Here is an 8,993-nt window from a genome sequence, read left to right on the forward strand (position 1 = left end):
GGTCGGGCGGCCAGCGCCCGCGCTGGCCGCCAGACCACTCTCCGGGGTAGCGTGAGAGAATCATCTCGGGATCGTCAAAACCCACGGAGAGCAGCAGGGCGTGAAGCGGCTGCTGATGAGCGAGATCGGTTGACTGCATGGCCATTCGCAGCTGTTTCTCCACCGTAACCAGCGGATTGAGCGCCGTCGAGGCGTCTTGAAATAGGGCGGCGGGACGGCACCGGGCAGGACGCCGTTGTACCGGACGATGGGCGATCTCTTCGCCGCAGAATAGAATGCTGCCGCTAACCTGGGTAGTGGCGGGGAGTGCGCCCAGCAGCGCACGGGCGGTGAGCGATTTTCCGGAGCCGGAGGCCCCCAGTAAGCCGACGCGTTCGCCAGCCGCAAGGGAAAAGCTGATGTCGTGAACTTTTGTCTGGCCCTGGATCGCTAACTGCAGGTGGGTAACTTCAAGCACAAGGCGGACTCATATAGGTGGCTATTGATATGTGATAACATAACAATAATAACATCAAAAATAAAGTTGTTGCGGGCCCTGCGCCGGATTGCCGGAGGGTGATTCTGAAGGTGGCGAGTTGAATAAAATCAGCCAGCGCGGGTGCGGCTGGCTGAAGAGGGGTCAGTTGTTGACGGTTTGCTTGTGAAACAGCTCGCGGAATACAGGATAAATATCGTCCTGATCGCGAATGTGCTGCATGGCGAAGTTCTCGTACTTTTCCTGCAGGCGTTCATATTCACGCCATAATGTTTGATGAGAACGCCGCGTGATCTCGATGTAGCTGTAGTAGCGCACGAACGGAAGTAGATGACTGGCCAGCAAATCGTGGCATAGCGGTGAGTCATCCGCCCAGTTATCGCCGTCCGACGCCTGCGCGGCATAGATGTTCCACAGCGCGGGGTCGTAGCGTTCCTTGACGACTTCCTCCATCAATTTCAGGGCGCTCGACACAATCGTGCCGCCGGTTTCTTGCGAGTAGAAAAATTCCTCCTCGTCCACTTCTTTGGCTTGCGTATGGTGTCGGATATAGACCACATCCACATTCCTGTAAGACCGGCTGAGGAACAGGTACAGCAGGATGTAGAACCGTTTAGCGATATCCTTGGTGGCCTGATCCATAGAGCCGGAAACATCCATTAGACAGAACATCACCGCCTGACTGGAAGGCTCCGGTCGGCGCTCAAAGTTTTTGTAACGCAGGTCGAACGTATCGATAAACGGTACGCGAGCAATGCGCTGTCGGAGTTCGGCGATCTCCGTGCGCAGCCGCTCCTCTTCCAAAAGCTGGGCGGGCTCGGAGTTCTCCAGCAAAGCGAGACTTTCCTCCAACGCGTTCAACTCGCGCCGTTTTCCCGCCGTCATCGCCATACGGCGGGCGAGAGAGTTCTGTAACGAACGGACGACGCTAATGTTGGCGGGCACGCCGTTAGAGGTAAAGCCCGCACGATGGTTCTTGTACTCCGCCATCTGCCGATGTTCGGTTTTTTTCAGGTTGGGAAGCGCCAAATCCTCGAACAACAGGTCAAGATATTCGTCTTTGGAGATCTGAAAAACGAAATCGTCCTGACCTTCGCCGTCCTGGCTCGCTTCACCCTGACCGGAACCGCCGCCACCGCCTCCTTGCGGCCGCTCGATTTTGTCATTCTGCACGAAGTGGTCGTTGCCAGGGTGTACGCGGTGACGTACGCCACCGCGACCCTGATGGAACATCGGCTCACTGATATCCGAATTAGGAATCGTGATCGACTCCCCATTGTCCACATCGGTTACCGAACGCTTGTTAATGGCATCGGCGATCGAATGTTTTATCTGCGACTTATAGCGGCGTAAAAAGCGCTGGCGGTTAACCGCGCTTTTGTTTTTACCGTTTAGCCGGCGATCGATGAAATAAGCCATGTTTCCCCCAAACGACGTTGCCTGTCGGTCTGTCGCATTAAGACGACTTTCTCACGCGCAGGTACCATTCGCATAACAATCGAACCTGCTTGCGGGTATAGCCTTTTTCCATCATACGGTCGACGAAGTCATCGTGTTTTTTCTGCTCCTCGGTTGAGGTTTTCGTGTTGAATGAAATCACTGGCAACAGCTCTTCGGTGTTGGAGAACATTTTCTTCTCGATCACCGTGCGTAATTTCTCGTAGCTGGTCCAGTTAGGATTGCGCCCGTTATTGCCCGCGCGCGCGCGCAGCACGAAGTTGACGATTTCATTACGGAAGTCTTTAGGGTTGCTGATGCCTGCCGGTTTCTCGATTTTTTCCAGCTCGCTGTTGAGCGCCTCGCGGTCAAACAGCTGGCCGGTATCGGGATCGCGATATTCCTGATCCTGAATCCAGAAGTCAGCGTAGGTGACATAGCGATCAAAGATGTTCTGACCGTATTCCGAATACGATTCGAGATAGGCGGTCTGAATCTCTTTACCGATGAATTCCGCGTATTTAGGAATCAAATAGCCTTTCAGGTGCTCCAGATATTTTTCCGCGACGTCCTGCGGGAACTGTTCGCGTTCAATCTGCTGCTCCAGAACGTAGAACAGATGCACGGGGTTGGCGGCGACTTCGCTATGATCGAAGTTGAACACGCGCGACAGAATCTTAAAGGCGAAGCGCGTGGACAACCCCTGCATGCCTTCATCGACGCCCGCATAGTCACGGTATTCCTGATAAGACTTGGCTTTGGGATCCGTATCTTTCAGGCTTTCCCCGTCGTAAACCCGCATCTTCGAATAGGTGCTTGAGTTTTCAGGATCTTTCAGACGCGACAGAATAGAGAAACGCGCCAGCGTCTCCAGTGTGCCCGGGGCGCACGGCGACTGGCTCAGCTCACTGTTTTGCAGCAGCTTGTCGTAGATTTTGACCTCTTCCGACACGCGCAGGCAGTAAGGCACCTTGACGATATACACACGGTCGAGGAAGGCCTCGTTGTTCTTGTTGTTACGGAACTGTACCCATTCCGATTCGTTGGAGTGAGCCAGTATGATGCCGTTGAACGGCAGGGCGGCAATCCCTTCCGTACCGTTGTAGTTACCTTCCTGCGTTGCGGTCAGCAGGGGGTGGAGGACTTTGATCGGGGCTTTGAACATCTCCACGAATTCCATGATGCCTTGGTTGGCGCGGCAGAGTGCGCCAGAGTAGCCGTAGGCATCGGGATCGTTCTGGGCGAAGTGCTCCAGTTTGCGGATATCCACTTTCCCGACCAGCGCGGAAATGTCCTGGTTATTCTCATCGCCCGGTTCCGTCTTGGCGATAGCCAGCTGCGCCAGAATGGAAGGCCAGACTTTAACGACGCGGAACTTGGTGATGTCGCCACCGAATTCCTGAAGTCGCTTGGCCGCCCACGGCGACATAATGGTGCCGAGATAACGACGCGGCACGCCATACTCTTTTTCCAATATGGCGGCGTCTTCATGCGGGTTGAACAGGCTCAGCGGGTGGTCGTTGACCGGGCTGCGTTCACCGTCTGCGCTGAGTACATAGATGGGCACTAACTGCATCAGGGCTTTCAATCGTTCGGCGAGAGAAGATTTCCCGCCGCCCACAGGGCCGAGCAGATACAGAATCTGTTTCTTCTCTTCCAGACCTTGAGCAGCATGGCGGAGATAAGCGACGATTTGCTCGATCGCCTCTTCCATACCGTAAAACTCTTCGAAAGCAGGGTAGCGGGCTATGACCCGGTTGGAAAACAAGCGGGAAAGACGCGGTTCTTGCGCGGTGTCCACCATGACTGGATCACCGATAGCCATTAACAATCTTTCGGCAGCATTCGCATAGGCACTGCGATCCTGCTGGCAGATGTTAAGGAACTCTTGCAGTGTGAACTCTTCGTCCTTGGCAGCGTCGTAGCGCTGACGGTAATGATCAAATATGTTCATAGCGATGCCCGTCCTTCGTCGATTAACAACACAGAATAAGAGAGCGAGAGTATGAATACCGTCTATATAATGGTTGGCTCTCCTAAAGAAGAATTCCCCTTCAGAGTACAGCAACCCTTATGCCAACTTGTGACGCGTCGCGCAGGTTCAACATCGGCGTGCGCGGCAAGGGAATGTCCTCTTCAATTTAAAGCGTAGTTTGCCTCGGTGAAATTTCCTCTATTCTTCCCTCAGCTTTTTAAGATATTTCAATGACTCAGTCCGTCGCGGTAGGGGGGATAGCCCTTTGCAGCGGGTCTGAACGAGTATGCCAGACCGCCTTTTCGCCACTAGAAAAAATGGTTATAAGTTATCCGATTCAGTCTGTAGTAGCGTTATTTCCCCGGCGTGACCATAATGTCAGCCTACTCCTACGGGAGGCTCGATTGGAACAGGAGAAAGTCAGCAGTGAAAAAACTTCAATCATTAGGTGTAATGCTGGCGCTGGGCGTTACGGCGTCGTCGCCGGCACTGGCGGATACCTTTTCTCTGGGGGTGGGCGCCATCGGGGAAACGTCGGTTTATCGCGGCGACGATAACCACATTTACCCCTTCCCGCAGGTGGTTTATGAGAGTGATAACTTCTATTTTCGCGGGCTGGGCGGCGGCTACTATCTGTGGAATGACGAGCAAAATAAACTTTCTCTGACCGCCTACTACAATCCGTTCGGATTCAAGCCGGGCGACAGTGACGACGGCAGTATGAAACAGCTGGACAAACGCCGCGGCACGTTGATGGGTGGTTTGGCTTACCGTCATGATGCGCAATGGGGCACGATTCGTAGCGTCCTGGCCGCTGACACGCTGGGCAACAGCGATGGCATTGTGTGGGATACCGCTTATCTTTACCGCATTGACGCTGACCAGTGGCATATCACGCCGGGGATTGGCGTTAACTGGTCGAGTGAACGTCAGAACCGCTACTACTACGGCGTCAGCAGCGGTGAGTCAGCGCGTTCAGGCATTCAAACCTACCGCCCGGGTGACAGTTGGGATCCGTATCTGGAGCTGAGCGTGGGTTACTCGATTACGCCGCGCTGGAATACCTGGATTATCGGCCGCTATACCCGTCTTAGCGATGAGGTGAAAAGCAGCCCGATGGTTGAGAAAAGCGATAGTGTGATGCTCGGCGGCGGAATCAGCTACGCCTTCTAAGCTGGAATGCACTGTTTTTGTGCTTTGAACGCACTGTGAACATCTGTTTACGGTGCGTTTGCTTTATGGTGAGGCACGGTCTGTTTGGATAACCAGCACGATGAAACGATCACCGTGCCGTTTTACATTTAAAAAAAGGATTATTTCGCGTGAGTGGCATGAACGCGAATGAAGGTAGCCAATTTGGCTGGCGCATGGCGTGTCATGTTAAATGGTTGACTGATACGGGCAGTTTCCACGCACACGAACGTTTTGTACCCCTCATCGGTGAGATCCGACATCGACTTCGACAGCTGCTCTCCCGGGTTCCAGGCCACGACATCGCTGTGGTTAAAGTGATGCACTTCGATAGTGCGCTGAAGCGCCGGATCGTGGATCACGCTGATCGCTTCAGGCTCGGTATAGATCCGGTCGGTACGGTCGGCGAAGGTGAGATCGCCCTGTTCGACGCCGCTATTATCCGGGTCGACCTTATCGATAAAGCGCTCGCCCAGCCCGCTGATGTGAACACGGCGGATGTCGCCAATATTGAAGTAGGTGTGCAGGGCGCTGGTCATGCTGTATTCCCCTTCGAACTCCAGCTCCACATCACAAGAAGTTTGGGTTAATACGAAACGGGCATCCACTTTAAACGCCTGCGGCCAGACAGCGCGCGTTTCCTCATTGTCCCTCAGCGTCAGAGTCAGCGTCACGCCGTCAGCATCATCAATATGCGATGAAAAAGCCCAGGGCATGATACGCGCAAAGCCGTGGCTCGGTTCGGCAACGGGGCCAAACCACGGGAAACAGATCGGGATCCCTCCGCGAATCGCTTTCCCTTCCTGAAACAGCGTGTTGTCGCTGAGCCAAATGACCGGCGCGGCGTCGGTGGGCTGCCAGGCGATCAGATGAGCCCCTTGCAGCGCGATGGCGGCTCTCAGCTGCGGATGGTCTATGACGACAATCGACAGTTGATCCTGCTGGCGTAACGTAATGTGGGGAGAAATCGTTTTGCTGACGGGAAGAGAGAAAATGGCATCAGTCATGGGCGGGCCTATTCATCTATGAGTAGAAATCGATAATGAATATTGTGGCACTCATAACGTCATTCCCCAATAGGAATTCGCCGTCTCATTGAGCCGCGGCAACAATAGCGCTATCGGTGTCACACGATTCAATCGGATCGCGTTAATCCATGCCTCACTGGCTGCATTCAGGGCTGATGGCAGAGCATGCATGTGTGTGCAGCAAAAAATCCCGTACAGAGTGGCGGTAAAGTCGATAAAAACGACGAGCTAGTCAGGTCTGTTGGAGAAGGCATGATGGGGCAGGGGGCGAGGGATCGGGATGAGCATGTAAAACATACGTGCATAAAAAAGGGCGACTTGCGTCGCCCTTGATATCAGTTACCGATCTTCAGCTCATTATTTGGAGATGTGAGCAACCAGATCCAGAACTTTGTTGGAGTAACCAGTTTCGTTATCGTACCAAGCAACCAGTTTCACGAAGTTGTCGCTCAGAGCGATACCGGCTTTAGCATCGAATACGGAAGTCAGTTTTTCACCGTTGAAATCGGTAGAAACAACTGCGTCTTCGGTGTAGCCCAGAACGCCTTTCAGTTCGCCTTCAGAAGCTTCTTTGATTGCAGCACAGATAGCGTCGTAAGAAGCGCCTTTTTCCAGACGTGCAGTCAGGTCAACGACGGATACGTTAGGAGTAGGAACGCGGAACGCCATACCAGTCAGTTTACCGTTCAGAGCCGGGATAACTTTACCTACAGCTTTAGCAGCACCGGTAGAAGACGGGATGATGTTCTGAGATGCGCCGCGGCCGCCGCGCCAGTCTTTGTGAGACGGGCCATCAACGGTTTTCTGAGTCGCGGTAGTTGCGTGAACAGTGGTCATCAGTGCTTCAACGATACCGAATTTGTCGTTGATGACTTTAGCCAGCGGTGCCAGGCAGTTAGTGGTGCAAGATGCGTTAGAAACGATATCCTGACCCGCGTATTCTTTATGGTTTACGCCCATAACGAACATCGGAGTGCTGTCTTTGGAAGGACCAGTCAGTACGACTTTCTTCGCGCCAGCCTGGATGTGTTTACGTGCAGTTTCGTCAGTCAGGAAGATACCTGTAGCTTCTGCAACAACGTCAACACCCGCTTCGTTCCATTTCAGGTTAGCCGGATCTCTTTCTGCGGTAACACGGATGGTTTTGCCGTTAACTACCAGGTGACCGTCTTTAACTTCAACAGTACCGTTGAAGCGGCCGTGAGTGGAGTCATACTTCAGCATGTAAGCCATGTATTCCGCATCTAACAAATCGTTGATTGCAACGATTTCAACGTCTGAACGCTCCTGGGCAGCGCGGAAAACAATACGGCCGATACGGCCAAATCCATTGATACCTACTTTGATAGTCATATATTCCACCAGCTATTTGGTTTGTGAATAAAAGGTTGGCTGTAAAATTACAAAAACCTTCCCGAGGGTCAAGCGGAATCGTGTCAATAGTTGCTGTATGTCAAAACTATGGGCAACCCTTGCACGATAAATCATCTATTCAGTCATTTACGTCGTTGGACCACATGATAGGAGCATTGGCCGGGGATGAGAACACCCGATGGGGGTATTATTGTGACGCAGATCACAATTAGTGCCCCGTCATACGCTCGCCTATCGTAATGAGAGGCCGAATAACGTTTTGAGTGTTAAATTTTTGTAGCGCGAACAGTCTATACTCTTTAACACCTGTTTTAACTTCTTTCGTGAGCGATGATATGGACAAACACCTTCCCGACTCTCCCCAGCGCGATAACCTGACGGAAATACAACAATATGTCACCCAACAGCGGGGGACTGAACCGCCGTTCTCCGGCAAGCTGCTGCATAACAAGCAGACCGGCATCTACCATTGTCTATGTTGTAAGCAACCGCTGTTTTATTCGGACAACAAGTTTGACTCCGGCTGCGGCTGGCCCAGTTTTGATCAGCCCGTCTCCGCGGAAGCTATTCGTTATCTTGATGATAATTCGCACAATATGCATCGAGTGGAAATTCGTTGCGGCAATTGCGATGCGCATCTTGGACATGTGTTCCCTGATGGTCCGAAGGAAACAACCGGTGAACGTTATTGCGTCAACTCGGCCTCGCTAAGTTTCATTGATACTGAAAATAATCAAGAAATAGACGGCTAGATGTCTATTTAATTGAAACGTTTCAGCTAGCAATGGGTTTTGGTGGACTAACGAGGCGCTAATTCAGGATAGATGCAGACAACGAAATTGCCCTGCGGAGTGTCTTAACAACAATCTAAAACGCATCAAGAAGGAATCTGGATATGCCGATGGAGGATGTGCTGAAGGTGATGAGCCCGGAAATCTATCAGCGATTAGTCACGGCGGTGGAGCTGGGTAAATGGCCTGACGGTGTGGCGTTGACCCCCGAACAGAAAGACAACGCCTTGCAGATGGTTTTATTGTGGCAGTCGCGGCATAACGCGGAGGCGGATCACATGAGCATCAATCAGCAAGGTGAAATTGAAATCAAAAGTAAGCAGGCGCTTAAACAACGTTTTGCCGCTTCAGCCGAGTCGATTGCGGTGTTGAAACCGCAGGACGAGTGACGTCGACGTTATCGTCTCTGCCACAGCCATTTAGCCTTGTGAAGAGGCGAGCGCGCTGATGAATGCATGTGAGTCCGTCAGAATCGCGCCCTGCGCTTGCATCTCCTGAAGCGCATTCTGGCTGTCCGCGGGTTGCAGGTTGACCCCGCGACAGCCATCCACCAAGACCTCAGTACGATACCCCAGCGTCAGTGCGTCCAGCACCGTGTACTTCACACAGTAATCTGTTGCCAAACCCATGATGGCAAGGGAGTCGATGTGATTGGCGCGCAGCCAGTCGTCCAGTTCGGTTTTGACCCGGTGGCCGTTATCAAAAAAAGCGCTGTAGCTGTC

The 8,993-nt window shown here is 52.8% G+C and carries 9 protein-coding genes; 3 read left to right on the plus strand and 6 right to left on the minus strand.

Annotated features, from left to right (window positions below):
• From Q7O77_RS10775 to Q7O77_RS10785, 3 genes are all read right to left on the minus strand, one after another.
• The coding region (locus Q7O77_RS10775) for an ATP-binding cassette domain-containing protein (protein ID WP_304166847.1) at positions 1-457 on the minus strand (457 nt) is incomplete at its 3' end.
• Positions 458-619: 162 nt separating this feature from the next.
• Entirely contained in the window at positions 620-1,894 is a 1,275-nt protein-coding gene (locus Q7O77_RS10780) for a YeaH/YhbH family protein (protein ID WP_304166849.1), read from the minus strand.
• A gap of 37 nt (positions 1,895-1,931) precedes the next feature.
• The gene (locus Q7O77_RS10785) at positions 1,932-3,866 is read right to left on the minus strand and encodes a PrkA family serine protein kinase (RefSeq protein WP_026739399.1); all 1,935 of its coding nucleotides are present in this window, start codon (positions 3,864-3,866) and stop codon (positions 1,932-1,934) included.
• A gap of 474 nt (positions 3,867-4,340) precedes the next feature.
• Between Q7O77_RS10785 and Q7O77_RS10790 the strand changes: the two genes are divergently transcribed.
• Positions 4,341-5,060, plus strand: a complete 720-nt coding sequence (locus tag Q7O77_RS10790; protein WP_304166864.1) for a MipA/OmpV family protein — start codon at positions 4,341-4,343, stop codon at positions 5,058-5,060.
• A gap of 140 nt (positions 5,061-5,200) precedes the next feature.
• Here Q7O77_RS10790 and Q7O77_RS10795 read toward each other — a convergent pair whose 3' ends face one another.
• Positions 5,201-6,085: a D-hexose-6-phosphate mutarotase gene (locus Q7O77_RS10795; protein WP_304166853.1), complete on the minus strand. Its 885-nt coding sequence runs from the start codon at positions 6,083-6,085 to the stop codon at positions 5,201-5,203.
• Between the two features lie 378 nt (positions 6,086-6,463).
• Entirely contained in the window at positions 6,464-7,459 is a 996-nt protein-coding gene (gene gapA, locus Q7O77_RS10800; RefSeq protein ID WP_085651391.1) for a glyceraldehyde-3-phosphate dehydrogenase, read from the minus strand.
• Positions 7,460-7,815: 356 nt separating this feature from the next.
• On the opposite strand from gapA, the gene msrB reads away from it, so the two are divergent.
• Entirely contained in the window at positions 7,816-8,232 is a 417-nt protein-coding gene (gene msrB / locus Q7O77_RS10805) for a peptide-methionine (R)-S-oxide reductase MsrB (protein WP_304166856.1), read from the plus strand.
• A 143-nt stretch (positions 8,233-8,375) separates the two neighbouring features.
• Positions 8,376-8,660, plus strand: coding sequence for a YeaC family protein (locus tag Q7O77_RS10810; RefSeq protein ID WP_304166859.1), 285 nt, complete (start codon positions 8,376-8,378; stop codon positions 8,658-8,660).
• Positions 8,661-8,690: 30 nt separating this feature from the next.
• Here Q7O77_RS10810 and Q7O77_RS10815 read toward each other — a convergent pair.
• Positions 8,691-8,993: isochorismatase family protein (locus Q7O77_RS10815; RefSeq protein ID WP_304166861.1), on the minus strand; the 303-nt coding region annotated here is incomplete at its 5' end.

This window comes from Lonsdalea britannica (assembly GCF_946477055.1).
GTDB lineage: Bacteria > Pseudomonadota > Gammaproteobacteria > Enterobacterales > Enterobacteriaceae > Lonsdalea > Lonsdalea britannica_A.